This is a genomic window from Dokdonella sp. (assembly GCF_019634775.1).
Lineage (GTDB): Bacteria > Pseudomonadota > Gammaproteobacteria > Xanthomonadales > Rhodanobacteraceae > Dokdonella.
Window position 1 is genome coordinate 1 of record NZ_JAHCAS010000002.1, and the last position, 16,266, is coordinate 16,266.

Annotated in this window: 14 protein-coding genes and 1 pseudogene; 7 read left to right on the plus strand and 8 right to left on the minus strand. The window is 63.2% G+C overall.

Annotated features, from left to right (window positions below):
* Positions 1–112: 112 nt before the first annotated feature.
* From KF907_RS10845 to KF907_RS10865, 5 genes are all read left to right on the plus strand, one after another.
* Positions 113–1,153 (plus strand): DNA-binding protein, encoded by a 1,041-nt coding sequence (locus tag KF907_RS10845; RefSeq protein ID WP_162377049.1) that lies wholly within the window; start codon positions 113–115, stop codon positions 1,151–1,153.
* 73 nt (positions 1,154–1,226) lie between these two features.
* The gene (locus KF907_RS10850; RefSeq protein ID WP_291220340.1) at positions 1,227–1,415 is read left to right on the plus strand and encodes a hypothetical protein; all 189 of its coding nucleotides are present in this window, start codon (positions 1,227–1,229) and stop codon (positions 1,413–1,415) included.
* The gene (locus KF907_RS10855) at positions 1,402–4,215 is read left to right on the plus strand and encodes a helicase-related protein (RefSeq protein ID WP_291220342.1); all 2,814 of its coding nucleotides are present in this window, start codon (positions 1,402–1,404) and stop codon (positions 4,213–4,215) included. Before KF907_RS10850 ends, KF907_RS10855 begins: the two co-directional genes overlap by 14 nt.
* A complete protein-coding gene (locus tag KF907_RS10860) occupies positions 4,212–7,328 on the plus strand; it encodes a type I restriction endonuclease subunit R (protein WP_291220344.1) in 3,117 nt (1,038 codons plus the stop codon). The genes KF907_RS10855 and KF907_RS10860 overlap by 4 nt, the downstream gene beginning before the upstream one ends.
* A gap of 6 nt (positions 7,329–7,334) precedes the next feature.
* Positions 7,335–8,129, plus strand: a complete 795-nt coding sequence (locus tag KF907_RS10865; RefSeq protein ID WP_291220346.1) for a hypothetical protein — start codon at positions 7,335–7,337, stop codon at positions 8,127–8,129.
* On the opposite strand, the gene KF907_RS10870 is transcribed toward KF907_RS10865, so the two are convergent.
* The 5 genes and pseudogenes from KF907_RS10870 to KF907_RS15445 all read right to left on the minus strand — a co-directional run bounded on the left by KF907_RS10870 (position 8,070) and on the right by KF907_RS15445 (position 11,895).
* Entirely contained in the window at positions 8,070–8,381 is a 312-nt protein-coding gene (locus KF907_RS10870; RefSeq protein ID WP_210433867.1) for a GIY-YIG nuclease family protein, read from the minus strand. The two genes, KF907_RS10865 and KF907_RS10870, sit on opposite strands and share 60 nt — an antisense overlap.
* On the minus strand, positions 8,374–9,606 hold the full coding sequence (locus KF907_RS10875) for a hypothetical protein (protein ID WP_291220347.1): 1,233 nt from the start codon (positions 9,604–9,606) through the stop codon (positions 8,374–8,376). The genes KF907_RS10870 and KF907_RS10875 overlap by 8 nt, the downstream gene beginning before the upstream one ends.
* 77 nt (positions 9,607–9,683) lie before the next feature.
* Positions 9,684–10,136 (minus strand): helix-turn-helix domain-containing protein, encoded by a 453-nt coding sequence (locus KF907_RS10880; protein ID WP_136004701.1) that lies wholly within the window; start codon positions 10,134–10,136, stop codon positions 9,684–9,686.
* A 21-nt stretch (positions 10,137–10,157) separates the two neighbouring features.
* Positions 10,158–11,339, minus strand: coding sequence for a tyrosine-type recombinase/integrase (locus KF907_RS10885; protein WP_291220348.1), 1,182 nt, complete (start codon positions 11,337–11,339; stop codon positions 10,158–10,160).
* 263 nt (positions 11,340–11,602) lie between these two features.
* Positions 11,603–11,895 (minus strand): annotated as a pseudogene (locus KF907_RS15445) (Fic family protein).
* Positions 11,896–11,999: 104 nt separating this feature from the next.
* On the opposite strand from KF907_RS15445, the gene KF907_RS10890 reads away from it, so the two are divergent.
* Both KF907_RS10890 and KF907_RS10895 read left to right on the plus strand, forming a co-directional pair.
* Positions 12,000–13,265 (plus strand): AAA family ATPase, encoded by a 1,266-nt coding sequence (locus KF907_RS10890; protein ID WP_291220349.1) that lies wholly within the window; start codon positions 12,000–12,002, stop codon positions 13,263–13,265.
* Complete coding sequence (locus KF907_RS10895; protein WP_291220350.1) at positions 13,265–13,939, plus strand: RloB family protein; 675 nt, start codon at positions 13,265–13,267, stop codon at positions 13,937–13,939. Before KF907_RS10890 ends, KF907_RS10895 begins: the two co-directional genes overlap by 1 nt.
* 6 nt (positions 13,940–13,945) lie before the next feature.
* Here the strand turns inward: KF907_RS10895 and KF907_RS10900 are convergent, their stop codons facing one another.
* The 3 genes from KF907_RS10900 to KF907_RS10910 are packed head-to-tail and all read right to left on the minus strand — an operon-like array spanning position 13,946 to position 16,132.
* Complete coding sequence (locus KF907_RS10900) at positions 13,946–14,707, minus strand: abortive infection family protein (RefSeq protein ID WP_291220351.1); 762 nt, start codon at positions 14,705–14,707, stop codon at positions 13,946–13,948.
* Between the two features lie 58 nt (positions 14,708–14,765).
* The gene (locus KF907_RS10905) at positions 14,766–15,443 is read right to left on the minus strand and encodes a PIN domain-containing protein (RefSeq protein ID WP_291220352.1); all 678 of its coding nucleotides are present in this window, start codon (positions 15,441–15,443) and stop codon (positions 14,766–14,768) included.
* 23 nt (positions 15,444–15,466) lie between these two features.
* Complete coding sequence (locus KF907_RS10910; RefSeq protein ID WP_291220353.1) at positions 15,467–16,132, minus strand: hypothetical protein; 666 nt, start codon at positions 16,130–16,132, stop codon at positions 15,467–15,469.
* Between the last annotated feature and the right edge of the window lie 134 nt (positions 16,133–16,266).

The window sequence follows — 16,266 nt, forward strand, 5'->3', positions numbered from 1 at the left end:
ACCACTATTATCCCGTCTTAATTTATCGCCTAATTCATGGCCGTCTCCAAGCTTGATTGGTATGTAATTACGTGATATGTAATACATTACGAAATCATCCGAGGGGACGGCCATGGCCCGTGGCGGGTTGTACAAGAGCGACGTGCAGAAGGCTCGCGATGCGCTGCGGGCGCAGGGCAAGCACCCGTCGGTGGACGCGGTGCGGGTGGCGCTGGGCAACACCGGCTCCAAGACCACCATCCACCGCTACCTGAAAGAGCTGGAAGAAGAGGAAGGGCAAGGCCTGGGCGCCAAGGTAGCGGTCAGCGACGCGCTACAGGATCTGGTCGGCCGGCTCGCCGGGCGCCTGCACGAAGAGGCCGAGGCCGTCGTCGCCGAGGCCCGGCAGCGCTTCGAGGCGCAGCTGCAAGAGCGCGGCCAGGCGCTGGAGCGCGCCCAGCAAGAATCGGCCGCCCTGAGTGCACAGCTCCAGCGCGCTGAAACCGCGTTGCATGAGGAAAAGACCGCGCGCGCCGCCACTCAGCAGGCGCTGGCCGAACGGATGACGGAGGTCGCGCAGCTCGGCGAACGCATCGCCGGCCTGACCACCCGCCTGGCCGAGCACGAGAGCCACGTGCAGTCGCTGGAGCAGAAGCACCAGCACGCCCGCGAGGCGCTGGAGCACTACCGGACGTCGGTCAAGGAGCAGCGCGAGCAGGAGCAGCGCCGGCATGAGCACCAGGTGCAGGAACTGCAGGTCGCGCTGCGACAGGCCAATGAGGCGTTGACCGCCAAGAACCACGAGTTGGTGCAGCTCAACCGCGACAATGGGCAGTGGCTAGAGCGCCACAGTCGGCTGGAGCGGGAGCTGGCGCAGGTCCGGCATGGCGCGGACGATCAGCGGAAGGAACTGGACGCGCTGCGGCTCACGGCTACCGAGCACCAGGCCCTGCAGACGCGCTGGGCGCAAGATACCCAGACCCTCGAAGCCGTACGGACGGAGTTGGCCAGCGCTCGCGCCGATCTAACGAAGGAGCGGGAACGTCGCGAACAGGCCGAAGCCGACGCACTGCGGGCTAGTGTGCGCCTGGACACGTTGGAGCAGTTGCTGGCGCAATTACGACCCGATCACGTGGATAGTTCGGACGCGCGAAAAAATCCGGCAACTCAATGATTCAAAAGACGAAATCAGACTCTATGGGGTATTTTTACACGTATCTCGGCTGAACCCCTTCCTGCTCTGCGAATTGACCCAGGAGCTGGAAGGCCTGCGATTGAAGGACGCGGCGGGGCGCGAGGTCGACCCCGCGCTGCAGGCCCGACTGGATGCCTTTGTCAAGGAGCAGCGCGCGCGTCTGCATCACGCACTCGACGGCGCGTCCGAGTCCCTACGGAGCTACGTCTCGCTGGCGGAGGGGCAAGATGAAGCTGCCTGATTCCTTGAATCTGCATGTGGAAGGACGGCTTTCGGAAGCTGATGCCAAGCGGCAGGCGCGCTCGGCCCAAGTCATCCTCGAACGCTTCAGGACCCAGCCCGGTGTGATCCTAGGCGACGAAGTAGGCATGGGAAAGACCTTCGTGGCGCTCGCGGTAGCGGCGTCGTTCGTGGTCCGCGACCCGAGCCGGCCCGTCGTGATCATGGTGCCGCGCGGCGTGGTGAGGAAATGGGAGCGCGACAGCGGCACGTTCCGCAGCGAATGCTTGCGCGAGGATGAGGAGCGCGCCCGATTCCGGGTGAAGGTTGCGGAAACCGGAATCGAGTTTCTGAAGCTGCTCGATGATCCGGAGGAACGAGAGCCCGCCACCGTCATCGTACTGGCACACGGCGCACTGCAGGGTCGCCTCGCAGACAACTGGGCCAAGCTGGCCTTGCTTCAGGCTGCCATCAAGGGCCGCCATGGTGCCGACCAACTGCGGGAGCGATTGGCGCGCTATGCCTCCAAGGTGCTCCGCATGGGGCCTCGGGTCACCGAGGACCTTGTGCTCAGGTTGCTGAAGTCGCCGACCGCTGATTGGAAGCGGCACATCGTCAAGCAGGGCCTGCTCAGCGAGTCTGACGATGACCCGGTGCCACAACTGTTCGTCGAGACCGTCGAGAGACTCGACTTGAGCGACGTGTACACCCGCGTACTCGAAGTCATTCCAGCGCGAGGTTCGAAATACCTGAATGATCGCCTGCGCGCTGCCCGCAATGCGCTGAACAACGCGAGCGACGGCGTGCTGCCCCCGATCTGGCGTCAGGTGCTTCGGAAGATGAGCCTGGCGCTCCCGCTGCTCGTACTGGACGAGGCACATCGCGCCCGTCATGGGGGCACGCAGCTTGCCCAGTTGCTGGCCCAGCACAGGGAGGGACTTGACGCAGCCAGTGGCCAGCTCGCGCATCGTTTCGAGAGGATGCTGTTTCTGACGGCCACACCGTTCCAGCTCGGGCATGCCGAGCTGTGCAACGTGCTGTCCCGCTTTGAAGCTGTGGCGTGGGACGAAAGCCGTGCGGCAGCCATGGGACGCGAGGCCTTCGTGGCGACAATCCGCGATCTGCGGGCCAAGCTGGATGCCATGCAACTCTCCACGGAACGCCTCGAGCGCGCCTGGAAGCGGCTGCTCATACCGGACCTCGACGAGGCGATCAGCACCTATGGGGAGACCTGGTGGACCGAAGGTGAGCGCGCCGAGAACACTGAGTGCTCTTCGGTCGCCAACGAGCGCGTGCGCGGCGTGATGCTCGCGTACCGCGAAGCTCGCGCGGCGATTCGATTCGCGGAGCAACGGCTGCGTGAATGGGTGCTGCGCAGTTCTCGCTCACTCTGCCTGCCGCCACCTTTTGATCGGGTTCCTCGCCGGGAGCGTGTCGAAGGCGCAGCGGTCGTGTCCGAGCTGCAGACTGGTGCGACTGTGTTGACCGGAGGGCTTCGCGTTACAGCATCCAATGCGCTGCCTTTCCTGCTGGCTGCACGTCTGGGTACCTTGGGCTGCGCTCACCGTGTTTTTGGGGACGGCATAGCATCGAGTTATGAAGCCCTGACCGAAACGCGGCGCGAGGCAGACACCGTCGCCCCGGAGGATGCGGAGGCAGAAGGTCAAGTGTCTGGCAGCTGGCACTTGGCCCGACTGCGAGAGTCCGTGCAGGCCATCGGAACACGCGGACGCGCCCTGCATCCCAAGGTGAGCGCCACCATCGACCTTGCGATGGCGCTTTGGCGACGCGGAGAGAAGGTCCTGATCTTCTGTCACTACCGACAGACGGGTCGAGCACTGCATCGGTACTTGTCGGAGGCGATGATTGAGGAGATCGAAGCACGCGCCGCCAAGCAGCTGGGTTGCCCACGGGGTGAAGTGACCGCTGCCATGCGGCGATTCATCGACCGACTCGACAGGGATCGGGCGACGGATGTGATCGAGCTGATCGACGCGATGTTGGCCTGCTATCCGGAACTGCAGGAACCGCCAAGACGCGCCTCCATCCACGACATCGTCCTTCGCTTTCTTCGTACGCCGACGTTTCTCGTGCGATTCGCGGACCTTGCGGTGGACAAGATTCCTGCCGGATGGATCGACTCGATGTTCGACAGCCCGGATGCCTCGGGCCAGAGTCTTCGCGAGGTGCTTCGGAAGTTCCTCGATTTTCTCGCCGTGCGCTGCGGTACTGAGGAGCGGGACGCCTACCTGGACGCGCTTTCCAAGATTCAGACGGGCGCTCATGCAGGGGCCGAAGTTGAAGCCTCCTTTGGTGAGGACGAAGCCCAAGTCGGTGAGCGGTCGCGTCTGGTGGCGAACGTCCGCCGCGTCTACGGCGACACTCGGGATCAGACCCGGGATCGCATCATGCTGACCTTCAACACACCCTTCTACCCGGAGATCCTGATCGCCAGCAGCGTGATGGCTGAGGGGGTGGACTTGCACCTCAATTGCCGCCACGTGATTCACCACGATCTGGACTGGAATCCCAGCTCGCTGGAGCAGCGCACCGGCCGCATTGACCGTCTCGGATCGAAGGCCGAGCGTAGCGGTCGCTCCATCAAGGTGTACCTGCCCTATGTCGAAGGCTGCCAGGATGAGAAGCTATTCCGCGTGGTCATGGACCGCGAGCGGTGGTTCGGCGTTGTGATGGGGGCAGATGAATCGATGAGCCGGGTTTTGTCGGCCAGTGCTTGGGAGGTCGAACGGATGGCTGAGCAGCCTTTGATCCCAACGCCCATGGTTGATGCACTGAAGTTGCGACTTGGGGCAGACGAATGAAAGAGGACCATCTCGAGGCCGTCTGTCTCGACTGGCTAGCCGGTCTGGGTTGGGAATGCCTGCATGGCGACGCGGTATCGCCGGGTGGGGAGCTGGCTGCAAGAGAACGCTACGCCGATGTCGTGCTGACGCCGCGCTTGCGTGACGCGGTGTTGCGGCTTGCGCCTGATCTGTCGCCGTCCGAAGTGGACGAGGTCGTTGCCAAGGTCGCGAGCTACGGCTCGCAGTCGCTGGTCGACGGCAACCGCGAGATGTACGACTGGCTGCGCAATGGGGTGCCGCTGGAACGCATCGAGTCAGACGGGCGACGCAGCGTGCTGCGCGTGCCGGTGATCGACTTCGATGGCCCCAACGACCTACTCGCGGTCCAGCAGTTCACCGTACACGGCCAGAAGCTCCGCCGGCCCGACCTGGTGCTGTTCGTCAATGGACTGCCGCTGGTAGTGATTGAGCTGAAGAACCCGGCCGATCCGAATGCCGACTACGAGAAGGCGTACAACCAGATTCAGACATACAAGGCCGATATCCCGCAGCTGTTCGCCTACAACCTGCTGAACGTCATCTCTGACGGCACCGTAGCCCGCTACGGCTCGCTCAGCGCTGATCTGAGCCGTCATTCCCGTTGGCGCCTGGTGGGCGGCGAAAAGGCCGCCAAGGGCATGTTGGAGCTGGAGTCGCTGATGCGCGGCCTGATGGAGCCGCGCACCCTGCTCGATTTCTTCCGCGGGTTCGTGGCCTTTGGCGGCAGCGACGGCGGAGCTAGCTTCAAGATCATCGCGCAGTGGCATCAGTACCACGGCGTGAAGAAAGCGGTGCAACGAGCTGTCGACGCCCTGACCCATCGCAAAGACGGCAAGGGCGGCGTGATCTGGTTCACCCAGGGCTCGGGCAAGTCGCTGCTCGCCTTGTTCTACGTGATGGCCCTGCGCGAGCGATCCGAGTTCGCGAACCCGACCGTCGTGCTGGTCACCGACCGCAAAGACCTGGACGGCCAGTTGTTCGAGACCTTTGCCGACTGCCGCTGGTCGATCCGTGCCACGCCGGTGCAGGCCAACAGCCGCGACGACCTGCGCGAGCAGCTCACGGCCGTGGAAGCCGGCGGCGTGTTCTTCACCACCATCAACAAGTTCGCGCCCGAGCGTGGCCAGACTTCGGTGCCGGTGCTGTGCGAGCGCAGCAACGTCATCGTGATCGCCGACGAGGCCCATCGCACGCAGTACGGCTTCAGGGCCGACCTCGACACAAAGACGGGCCAGACCAAATACGGCCTCGCAAAGTACATGCGCGACGCGCTGCCGAACGCGATCTACCTGGGCATGACCGGCACGCCCGTCAGCCTGGACGACCGCGATACCGAGGCAGTGTTCGGCACCTACGTCGACGTCTACGACATGATCGCCGCGCAGGAAGACGAGGCGGTGGTGCCAGTCAGCTACGAGAGCCGGATCATCGAGCTTCGCTTCAATGAGGCCGAGAAGCAGGCGCTCATGGACGAGTTCCTGGAGGCGACCGAGGACGAGGACGAACAGGAGCAGGGCCAGACGGTCAGTCGGCTGACCCGGCTCGAGGCCTTGGCGATGGCGGATGGTCGTCTGGCGACCCTGGCCGCCGATCTGGTCGCCCACTGGGAAGCGCGCAAGGAGCAGATCGAGGGCAAGGCGATGATCGTGGCGGTCTCACGCGAGGCGGCCGTGCGGCTGTTCGACGAGCTCGTGAAGCTGCGGCCCGCGTGGGGCGACCCGGATATCGCCAAGGGTCGACTGAAGATCGTGATGACCAGCAACTCGTCTGACCCTTCGCACTACCAGCAGCATCGGACCGACCGCTCGGGCGCCAAGCTGTTGGAGAAGCGCTTCAAGGACGCGGACGACCCCCTCGACCTGGTGATTGTTCGCGACATGTGGCTAACCGGTTTCGACGCGCCACCGGTCCACACGCTCTATGTCGACAAGCCCATGCAGGGCCACGGGCTGATGCAGGCAATCGCCCGCACCAATCGCATCTGGAAGGACAAGCCCGGCGGGCTGATCGTCGACTACATCGGCATTGGCGAGGAGCTGAAGAAGGCCATCCGCCAGTACACCCGAGACGCTGGGCAGGAGCGCGAGCCGGTCGACACCTCAGGTGAGGCGCTGCGCATCCTGCTCGACACGCTGGACGTGATCCGCCGCGAGTTCTTCCACGGCTTCGACTACGCCGGCTTCGCTGACCCCAAGCGCGCACTTGCCCTGCTGGGGCCGGCGATGGAGCACGTCCTGCAGGTCGACCCCGAGCCGGACGACAAGGGCCGCAATCGCGGCGTGCGCACCTTCCTCGACCAGGTGCTGAAGTTGACCAAGGCGCAGTCGCTGTCCGGCACCCGAAGCGCGGCGATGGAGGTGCGCGAGGAGATCGCGTTCTTCCAGGCGGTGCGAGTGTGTCTGATCAAGCTGACGCGTGCCGGTGAGTCGCGATCGCGGCTCGAAAAAGAAGCGGCGCTTCGTCAGCTCGTCGCCAAGGGCGTGTTGGTCGAGGGCGTGAAAGACGTCTTCGGCACACTGGGCCTCGGCAAGCCGGACATCTCGCTGCTGGACGAACAGTTCCTCGCCCAGATCCAGAAGATGCCGACCAAGAACCTGGCCGCCGAACTGCTGGAGCGACTGATCGCCGACCAGGTGAAGGCGCGTGGCCAGAAGAACGCCATGCAGGCCAAGGAGTTCACCCAGAAGCTCGAAGAGGCGATCGCCAAATACCAGAACCGCGCGTTGACCACGGTGGAGGTGATCGAGGAACTGATCAAGCTCGCCAAGGAGATCAACGCCGCCAAGCCACCGGAAGGCCTGACCGAGGAGGAGTTCGCCTTCTATCAGGCGCTATGCGAGAACGAATCCGCCGTGCGCGAGATGGGCCACCCGGTACTGCGCGCACTGGCGCAGGAGCTGACCGACAAGCTGCGCAAGTCGGCGACGATCAACTGGCAGAACCGCAAGTCGTCGCGTGCAAGGATGCTGGCCATGGTCAAAGTGCTGCTGGCCAAGCACAAGTACCCGCCGGATGCGCAACCTGACGCCACTGACAAAGTGATTGCGCAGGCCGAGCTGCTGGCCGATAGCTGGGCCTTCGAGCACCCGTAAGCCGCCGTGCCTATTCTCTGCTACGAAATCACGGGCGCCGCGACGCCCAACGCACGGAGCACGACCGGCGCCGAGGACGGGCAGCTGTCCGCTGTGCTGAAGTGCGACCACGAGGCTGCGCAGTCGCAGGTCTACGCCGAGCTGGTGGCGAACCGCTTGGCGCTCTTTCTGGGGATTCCCGTTCTGGTCGGCGTGCCGGCGCGGGCGTCGGCCTCGGACGCCCGCCTGCGCTTTGCCGCGCTGCGCGCCGCCGAGGTCGGACTGGACGTGTACGACTTCACGGACGATGACCGACACGATCCCGACAACGATCCTGATGACGCGCCGCCGTTGCCCGACGGCATGTACCGGCACGCCGGTCATGCCAGGGCCATGACGCTGCTGGCGCAGAAGTATCCCAAGGAGACCGCTGACCTCGCGGTGTTCGACCTGTGGATCGGCAACGAAGACCGCGCTCTCAACTTCAAGGCCGATCTGGGCGCCCAGGACCGAGGGGTGATGTTTGCGCTTGACCAAGGATCGTCGCTGCTCGCCTGTCGCCCGACCGTTGACCAATCTCTGGAATGGCTGGCGCGGGACGACTTCCCTTCCTTTCACCCGTTCCAGAAGCTGGTCAATGCCCGCTATTGCGGCGCCATGGTGGAGCGGATTATGTCGATGCCGGACTGGGCGATCCTCTCGGCGACTACCTACGACGACACCGTAGGCAACGTCACGATCGACGAGCAGGTGGCTGCCTACCTAGCCCTGACCGAGCGCAAGCGCTTCCTGGGCGCGCTCGTCGACCGGGTGCTCCTTTGACCACTCCGCCGCCAGAAATCGCTTGTGGGCCGCGGGAAGGCGCTTTACTTGGGCTTCCACCTGCTGCGCTTCGCTGCGATTCTCGAACGGCTTCGCGGCGAGCAGCCGCTCCGGCGGATTGATCCGCGTGAACGCCGCACCGCGTCCGCGCCGATGTGCATTCATCCGGTTCACGAGATCGGGCGTGACCCCGGTATAGATACGACGGGTCCGGCACTCCACCAAGTACACGAACCAGCGGCGGTCAGTCATCGACGTGCCCCGTGATGTGCGCATTTCGGGCCTCCACCAAGCTGGGATCCAGCCGCCGATGGAGGTCTACGGACAACAGGCGCTCAAGCTGCAGGATCGTGGGCATCGACACGCCCATGGTGTGGCGCAGGGTCACGCGATCCAGATGACCGTCGAGCATTGCCGCAAAGATGGCCGATGCGCGCAGCAGGCGCGTACGACCCTGCAGTACCTTTGCTGTGAACTCGTCGAGGTCGGTGATGTAGTGGTCGAACAGCGTGACGAAGCGAAGCGACTCGGGGTCGACCTTGCCCCAACTCGGATCGACGGGCTCGATGATCTTGCGAAACTGGTCGGCAACTCGCTGAGGCACTTCGACCCAGACGAGCGCCGGGCGGATGACCATTCGACCACGGTCGTTCAATTGAATTCGGTCCAGGGTAATGCTGTAGGCGTGCCTGGCGATCATGCCCAGCCGGCACACCATCCACGCGAGCAAATACTCGTGCACGCTGTAGCGCTCGCGCACGTCGGCGAGAAACTGCAGCAGGATCTCGGGACGCAGCACCTGAGGCGGCGGGCGACGCTTGGCGTCACGCATTCGCTTGCGTCCGCCAGCCGGTCGACCGCGGCGCTCACGGAACGGGCGGTGATCCTCCATGGACTGAAGGAAACGCTCGATGGGCTGACGCGGAGCCGCGGGGTTCTTCTGGAAGAACGCGACCAGGTCGCGATTCCTGACGATGTCCCAGCGCTCGATGCCCTCCCCGGCGAGGAAGACGGCCAGTCGCACGGGCACCTTCATGGCGGCCGCGACGTACTTGTGCGAACGCGTGTGCCCGCGCTCAACCAGCGTCTCGTAACGTGCCTGCAATCGCTTCTCGAATGCCAGCAGGCCATCCAGGAGCGGCTGAGGCAATCCGTCCGGAATCCGTGCGCTGGTCGTGGCCGGCCGCACCTCGGCGTTCGGCAGCGCGGCGATGCGCTTGGACAGCGCCGCCCGCAGCTCGGCGGAGCCGTACTTCAGCAGCATCGACCTCGCCTCTGGCGATATCGTCGCCAGCAGGTTGTCGACCGCAAGATCGTCTTGCTGGAACGCTTCGCCGACGCGCCGAAGCAGCTGGAGATACAGGCTGCGCTTTTCCGCGCCCTGCATGGAGGTGACCATCGATTGAGCGCACCACCGCAGTTCCTCCTTGGAGGAATGCAGCCAGCAGGTGCCCGGCGGATCGACCCGCGTTCTCATGCAGAAACGTGGCGCACGCCAGCGTTCACCGCGGCCGATGCTGTGACACAGGGCGCAGGCAATGGCCAAGGCTCAACTCACTTCTTCAGCTTGCCGGCGTGCAGATGCGAGACCCGCGGACCGGCGATTGCATCCAGATCCATCGCCGGCTTTGCCTTCTTGGCGGGCGTTGAGGCGACTTCTCCTGTCGGCTCGGAAGCCATCTCAGTCGCCGGCCCGGGCTTCTGCAGGCGGATCGTGCCGTAGCGGAACGGTTGCAGCCGCGTGCGCAGCTCTTCCACGAACGTCTCGGAAGCGTCGGACACTTCGGTCTCGAAAATGTCGCCGGGCAGGCACTGCAGTTCGTTGCAGATCGCTTCGATCATGGAAAGCGCGAGCGATACATCCTGATCGCGAAACTTCCGGCTCAGTGCGGTGCGAGTGATCTTGCAGCCTTGATTCTGCGTCAGGCGCTGGGCCATCTCCTCGAAGCTGTTGACGCCCGAGTCCTTCATCAGAACCTCGAGTCGGTTGCGGAGCTTGATCTTCATGGTCGGACCTCGTGTATCACGTCATTCCTCGTCATCGCGGAACAGGGCAACGGCGCTGTTGACCTCGTGCGCGGCGTTCAGCGGTGTGGGGTGGTAGTAGTAGAGCGTAGTGAACAGGTTCTTGTGGCGCATGTACTTCTGCGCGATTTCGGGCGAGTACACCGGCACCATGAGCGTGCACCCGGTATGGCGCAGCACATGCGGTGTGAGCTTCTTGCGGATCACGCCAGCGCGCATCGCCATCTTCTTCAGGCGCTTGCGAAATGCCTGGGGGTTGATCACGCCGCCGCGCTCGCTGGGGAACAGCAGCTGTGAGGTGACGAACTTCCGTCCGTCGAACTCGCACAGGCCGTTGCCAGCGTCTTTCCGACGCAGCAGGATCTTCTGGCGGACAGAGGACAGGTACCACTCCAGCAGACCAAAGACTTCCGGCTCCCGCATCGGGATGGTGCCGGTCACGTCGTTTTTGCCGGTGATCGTGAGCGTGCCGAAATTTCCGAAGTGAGCCAGCTTGGGATCGTGGCTGGGCTGGAACGCCGGAAGCTCGACCGTCACCAACTCGGAAACGCGCAAGGCGAAGTGGATCGAGAGGTGAAACATGACGCGGTCGCGCTGGAGCGGCAGCAGGGACTTGCTCCGGGACGCAAACGCCTGCTTGATGTCGGCCACGAACTGGGCATCGATCGCGTCAATCTCTTCCGGCGTCAGCGCCCAAGCCTTCGGAACCCAGTTCGCCTTGTACTTCTTGACGGCAATCGAGTTCTCTTCGGTGACGAACTTGCGTGGTCGCGTCTTGAAGCGCGCCACGATCTCGTTGACGCGATCTAGTTCGAGCATGAAGTTCTGGAACGAGCGCCAGGCAGCGCAGTAGCTGCCGACGGTCGCCGGCGACAGCGCGCCGCTCGGCCGCAGCTTGGACCGCGCCTGCAAGAAGCTGGTGACATGCTCTTTCTTGAGGTCCCACGGTGCGACCTTGGCGTGGTTGAGCAGCCGGAACACGTCGTCGGCGAAGCTCTTGGCGCTGTTGCCCTTGAGCCCTTCCAGATGGATGAGCTGAGCTTCCCAGTCGCGAACGAGGTTGAAGGCGTAGGCGTGGCCGTCGCCACCGAGGAACGCAAGGCTGCGCTCGCTACCCGGCTCTGGCCGGTTTTCCTTGGCCAGTGAACTATTGGGCGTTCCAGAGATGGCCACAACGTTCGTCATGGGAACGAATGTAGCCTGAGAGTACGTAACGTGCAAGTTGTGCACGTTTCTGCACTGGCCCTACTGAGGAGGGCCGGGAGAAACCCGCAAATCCGTCCGAAACGTGCAATTCCTGCACGCCAGAAGTAGCCATAGTAGTGAGAAAAAAAACCAACCGAGAGTGGTTGGTTTTTTGAATATTGGTGGCGGACGGCACCGCCATCGAATAGACGAAAATTATAGCGTATGGCAATGGGGCGGGTTGCCGAGGGAGTGCGGGTGGCTCAGACCGAATCCCCGCCGGGATGCGCCTCCAGCCATCGCCGCCCGATGGCCGTCAGGCGGTAACGCTGCTTGCTGCTGCGGGGCGTGTCAGGCAGGGTCATCTCGATCACCTGCAAGGCCAGCGCAGGTTTCAGTAGGCATTGCGGAAATGATCCTCGTGCTTGAGCGCCAGCCCCTTCTGCAACTGCTGGCGGGACATCTCCCCGACCAGAACCCGTAGCAGGCGCGCGACTTCCCCTGTGACTTCCGTGGTGACTTGGTCGGTCGCCGGCCTGCGGGGGCTTGGATGCAGTGTGTCATCCTAGCATCATCCGATGTGTCATGCAAAAATAAATTGACTTTTCGCGTGCCAATGACAAAAATAACGTCTATTCAATAGATACTCCGGTGAATGCGATGCTGGTCGAGTTCCACGTCAAGAACTTCCGCAGCCTGCGCGACGAGCAGGTGTTGAGCCTAGTCGCGTCCAAGGACAAGACCCTGGCCGACACCCACGCCCTGGCAACCGGCCTGACGGCAGTGCCGCAACTGCTCAAGAGCGCCGCCATCTACGGCGCGAACGCCAGCGGCAAGTCCAACCTCATCAAGGCGCTGCAATACATGCGCGGCGTGGTGTTGGAGTCGGCGGCGCTGCCACCGAGTCAGCCCTTCGCCGTACAGCCTTTCAGGCTCGACGCCGAATCCGGCGGCCAACCCACGGAGTTCGAAGTCACCTTCATCTTGGACGGCGTTCGGTACCAGTACGGCTTCGCCATGACGCAGCAGCGCATCGTGGCCGAGCACCTGCTGGTCTACAAGGCCTTCAAGCCGCAACGCTGGTTCGAGCGCCATTTCGATGAGGCCACGGGCAAGGACGTTTACGAGTTCGGCCCCGGCCTGAAGGGGCCGAAAAATGTGTGGGAGGGTGCGACCCGCCCCAACGCCCTGTTCGTCTCGATGGCGGTGCAGCTCAACAGCGAGGCGCTGCGCCCGGTGTTCGACTGGTTCGCCACCGGCCTGGTCATCTTCAACGAGCAGGCGCAGATCGGCCCACAGTTCTCAATCCAGATGCTCAAGCAGCCCGATGGCCGCAAGCAGATCTGCGAATTCCTCAGCGCCGCCGACATCAGCATCGCGGACATCAACGTCGAGACCCGCAAGGTGCCGGGACAGTCCGTGCATTTCGACCTGCTCGCGGGCAAGACCGAAGTCCGCTCGGAGGAAGTCGAGGAGCATCAACTGCTGTTCTCCCACGTCACGGAGAAGGGCAAGGCAGTGTTCGGCCTGATGGATGAATCCGGCGGCACGCGCAATCTGCTGTTCCTCGCTGGGCCGGTGCTGGACATCCTGCGCAAGGGGCTGACGCTGGTCATCGACGAGCTGGACACCAGCCTGCACACCTTGCTGGTGCGTGAACTGGTGCGACTGTTCCATCGCCCCGAGGTCAACACGGGCGGCGCACAACTGATCTTCACCACGCACGACACCTCGCTGCTGGATGCGGCCGACCTGTTCCGCCGCGATCAGGTGTGGCTGGTGGAGAAGGATGCGCACCAGGCCTCCGCGCTGGTGGCCCTGTCCGAATTCAGCCCGCGCAAGAACGAGGCGCTGGAGCGCGGCTACCTGATGGGCCGTTACGGCGGCGTGCCCCTGCTCAGCGACAGCTTGGGGCAGACGCACTGATGGGCCGTGACAATTCCGCCAAAGAACGACAGCGCAGGCAGCTCGAGCGCAAGCTGAACCAGCGCGCCAGCTACGACCGCATCCTGATCGTCTCCGAGGGCAGCAAGACCGAGCCGAACTACTTCGGCGAAATCCGCGCCGCGCATCGGCTGCATACGGCCAACGTGGTGGTGCGGCCCAGCGAACTAGGCACCGCTCCGATTCAGGTGGTGCAGTACGCCAAGGAACTGTTCGAGGGTGGCGACCGGCATCGGCGCATTCAAGCCCGCGCCTTCGAGCAGGTGTTCGCGGTGTTCGACCGTGATGACCACGAAAGCTATTTCGACGCTCTGCGGCTGGCCGAATCGTTGGACGGCAAGTTGCGGAGCGACGCCAGACAGCCGGTGCGCTTTCGTGCCATTGCCTCGGTGCCCAGCTTCGAGCTGTGGCTGCTGCTGCACTACGAGGACATCCGTGCGCCGCTGCATCGCGACGAGGTGTTGCGCCGGTTGCGTCAGCACTTCCCGAACTACATCAAGGGCGCAGGCAATGCCTTCGCCACGACACGCAACCAACTGGATGTCGCCGCGCAGCGGGCCGAGGCATTGGCCGCGCGGTTCACGGCGGACAACGCCCCCGAACCGTTCACCGCCGTGGTTGAGCTCGTCAGGCTGCTGACGACACTGCGAGGTTGAAGGCGGTTAGAACGGAATTTCGTCTGACTCCAAGCCGGACGACTTCGTTAGTGCCTGTACCTTGATCTTTCCTTCCAGCGCCTTGATGAATCGGATCGAGGCCGCAACGTGGTTGAAGATCAGCAGGCTTTCCTCGTAGTTGAGAATCGGGTTGTCGTGCGCGAGGCTCTTGTTGTTGCGGACATCGTTGAATGCCTCCAGAACGGAGATACTGGATTTCAGGATGCGCTCGGTCATTGCCGACTCCAGGTGCCCGCCATCGCGCAGGGCGCGGACGTACTCGCCGAACACGCTGTGCAGCGGCTTGTCGCGGTTGATCTCGATGCCGTGAGGCTCGCAGGCAATCCGAACAAACTTGATGACAAAAGTGTGCAGCCGGTCGAGTGCGCCTTCGGGCTGGTTCTTCTCAATGGCCTCGCGCACATGCTCGGCCACCACCTCGAAGTCGCGTTCATCGGCGGTCGCAGCCAGTGCGTCCAACTCCGCGACCGGCTGGTCGCTGAGCAGGCGCTGGGCGATCTTGCGGCAGTCGTCGACCAGCACGGGATTGCTGTCACCGAAACACTGCTCCTCGCCCGCGTAGTCGATCAGGCCGCCGATGACGCGACCAACCACATGGTTCGCATCCAATTCCCAATGGGTGCGCAGGCGATTGGCTTTGGATGTTCCGCGCGCCCAGTAGCGATCGGCGTCGATCTCGACCCGGTACTCATCGAAGAATTCCCCGAACGTGCGGTCGGAGAAGTTGAGTACATACCCGCTGCCCATTCCAAGCAGCTTTTCCAGCTTCCGACGTTCACTCCCTGTAAGGTCAGACATTGCGCGCCTATAGCCCCAGAAGATGTCGGGCAGCCCCGAAGTTCGGCGCGTACTCCATCAGCAGGGGGGCAAATTCCGCTTGCAACGCGGTGTGAAGTTTCCCGTTGGCGCAGTAATCGGCCGTGTTCGAGGAAAGGAATACAACCTTGCTCGACAGGCCGCTACTGCGCAAGCGACCAACGGTCTCAAAGTAGGTTTCGATGATGGCGCAGTCGCCCGGCGATCCCTTGCCCTTTTTCGATGGCGGTTGTGCCAACACCGAACGGCGATGGGCGCGGGAAGGAATGTCTGCCGATTGCGGTACGTGCTCGGCTACGTTGATCAAGCGATCAGCGGCAGATCGGGCGAGCTGCGGATGATTGTCCCAATGGCTTGTCGCCAGTGCGCCGTTCGCGCCGAATTGAGCTGCGATGGTATTCACGCGCTCGATCCGTTCGCGGAACTTGTCGAGCGCTTTCTTGCTTTCTTCTTGAATGTTGACGACGTGTTCCTGAAACTCCTGTCGAACCTGATCGCACGCGAGCGCCACGAGCGTCTTCTGGTTCTCGATACGATCCAGAAGATCGAGCGCAACTGCAAGATCGGAGGGTTGCGCTGTATCGCGCGTCGGATCGCGCAGGATGTCGAGGATGGAGCACGTATCGAGGCACAGGACGGGCAAGCCCGCCTGCAGGATGCGCGTCACGTCGGCTGGCTGAAGCCCCATGCTCAATCCAGATGCTGATCGTATTTTTGCAATAACTCCAGACCGAATTCGTACTCGATGACCAAATCCCAAGCGGCTTCCGCAGGCCAGTGCTCGACCTCGATGAGCCACCGTTTCAGGGTGTCGCCCGCCTTGCTCTGCTCCTTGTGCGCTGCAATCACAAAGGCAAGCCAGCGATCCCGGTCCATCGGGTGCGAAGACCCCGTGGACTTGTTGGCGAGCCGAGAAAATCGGACAAGCAGGTCGGCAGTTCCCTGCGACATCCAGTCGGTCAGGGACTGCCTGTCATTGCTGATATCGAGCCGAAGACCAAGGCGTGCCGCCACCGGTGCGACGGTCTGATCGGAAAACTGACGCAAGGCCGCGTTGTACTGCTGATAGTTCAACTCACCGATGTCGACCGGGACGATGTTGGTGACACGGAAACTGTCGGGGTCTTTCCACAGTACCAGCCCGACCTTCGGCGAATCGCCGCTCGCCTCGCGTTCGAAGGCGATGAATTCGGTTTCAGTACCCGATGAAATGGCCGCTTCGCGCTCCGGCGCGTGACGCCACGGCAGCGCAGCCTGCGCGACCAGTGCGTCGCGCACTTCGGTTTGCGCTCGGCCATCGAGCCACAAGGTTAGGTCTTGGAATACTTCGATGGAAGCCGGGGCATCGGCGCTCATGTGCTTCTCCTGCATCGGTTACTGACGACAGGCCCGCCGCTCCAACGCTGCGGGTTGCAAAGTGGTGGCAGGGAAATGGAAGGTGTCCGCCGACACAGCAACCTTCTCCATGCGCAGCAAGGTGTCGGCATCAG

Bases quoted from the DNA above. Each gene is read 5' to 3' on its own strand.
- KF907_RS10875 (WP_291220347.1), bottom strand. From the start codon at position 9,606: ATGAGAACGCGGGTCGATCCGCCGGGCACCTGCTGGCTGCATTCCTCC.
- KF907_RS10885 (WP_291220348.1), bottom strand. From the start codon at position 11,339: ATGACGAACGTTGTGGCCATCTCTGGAACGCCCAATAGTTCACTGGCC.
- KF907_RS10860 (WP_291220344.1), top strand. From the start codon at position 4,212: ATGAAAGAGGACCATCTCGAGGCCGTCTGTCTCGACTGGCTAGCCGGT.
- KF907_RS10890 (WP_291220349.1), top strand. From the start codon at position 12,000: ATGCTGGTCGAGTTCCACGTCAAGAACTTCCGCAGCCTGCGCGACGAG.
- KF907_RS10845 (WP_162377049.1), top strand. From the start codon at position 113: ATGGCCCGTGGCGGGTTGTACAAGAGCGACGTGCAGAAGGCTCGCGAT.
- KF907_RS10855 (WP_291220342.1), top strand. From the start codon at position 1,402: ATGAAGCTGCCTGATTCCTTGAATCTGCATGTGGAAGGACGGCTTTCG.
- KF907_RS10870 (WP_210433867.1), bottom strand. From the start codon at position 8,381: ATGACTGACCGCCGCTGGTTCGTGTACTTGGTGGAGTGCCGGACCCGT.
- KF907_RS10900 (WP_291220351.1), bottom strand. From the start codon at position 14,707: ATGGGCAGCGGGTATGTACTCAACTTCTCCGACCGCACGTTCGGGGAA.
- KF907_RS10880 (WP_136004701.1), bottom strand. From the start codon at position 10,136: ATGAAGATCAAGCTCCGCAACCGACTCGAGGTTCTGATGAAGGACTCG.
- KF907_RS10895 (WP_291220350.1), top strand. From the start codon at position 13,265: ATGGGCCGTGACAATTCCGCCAAAGAACGACAGCGCAGGCAGCTCGAG.
- KF907_RS10910 (WP_291220353.1), bottom strand. From the start codon at position 16,132: ATGAGCGCCGATGCCCCGGCTTCCATCGAAGTATTCCAAGACCTAACC.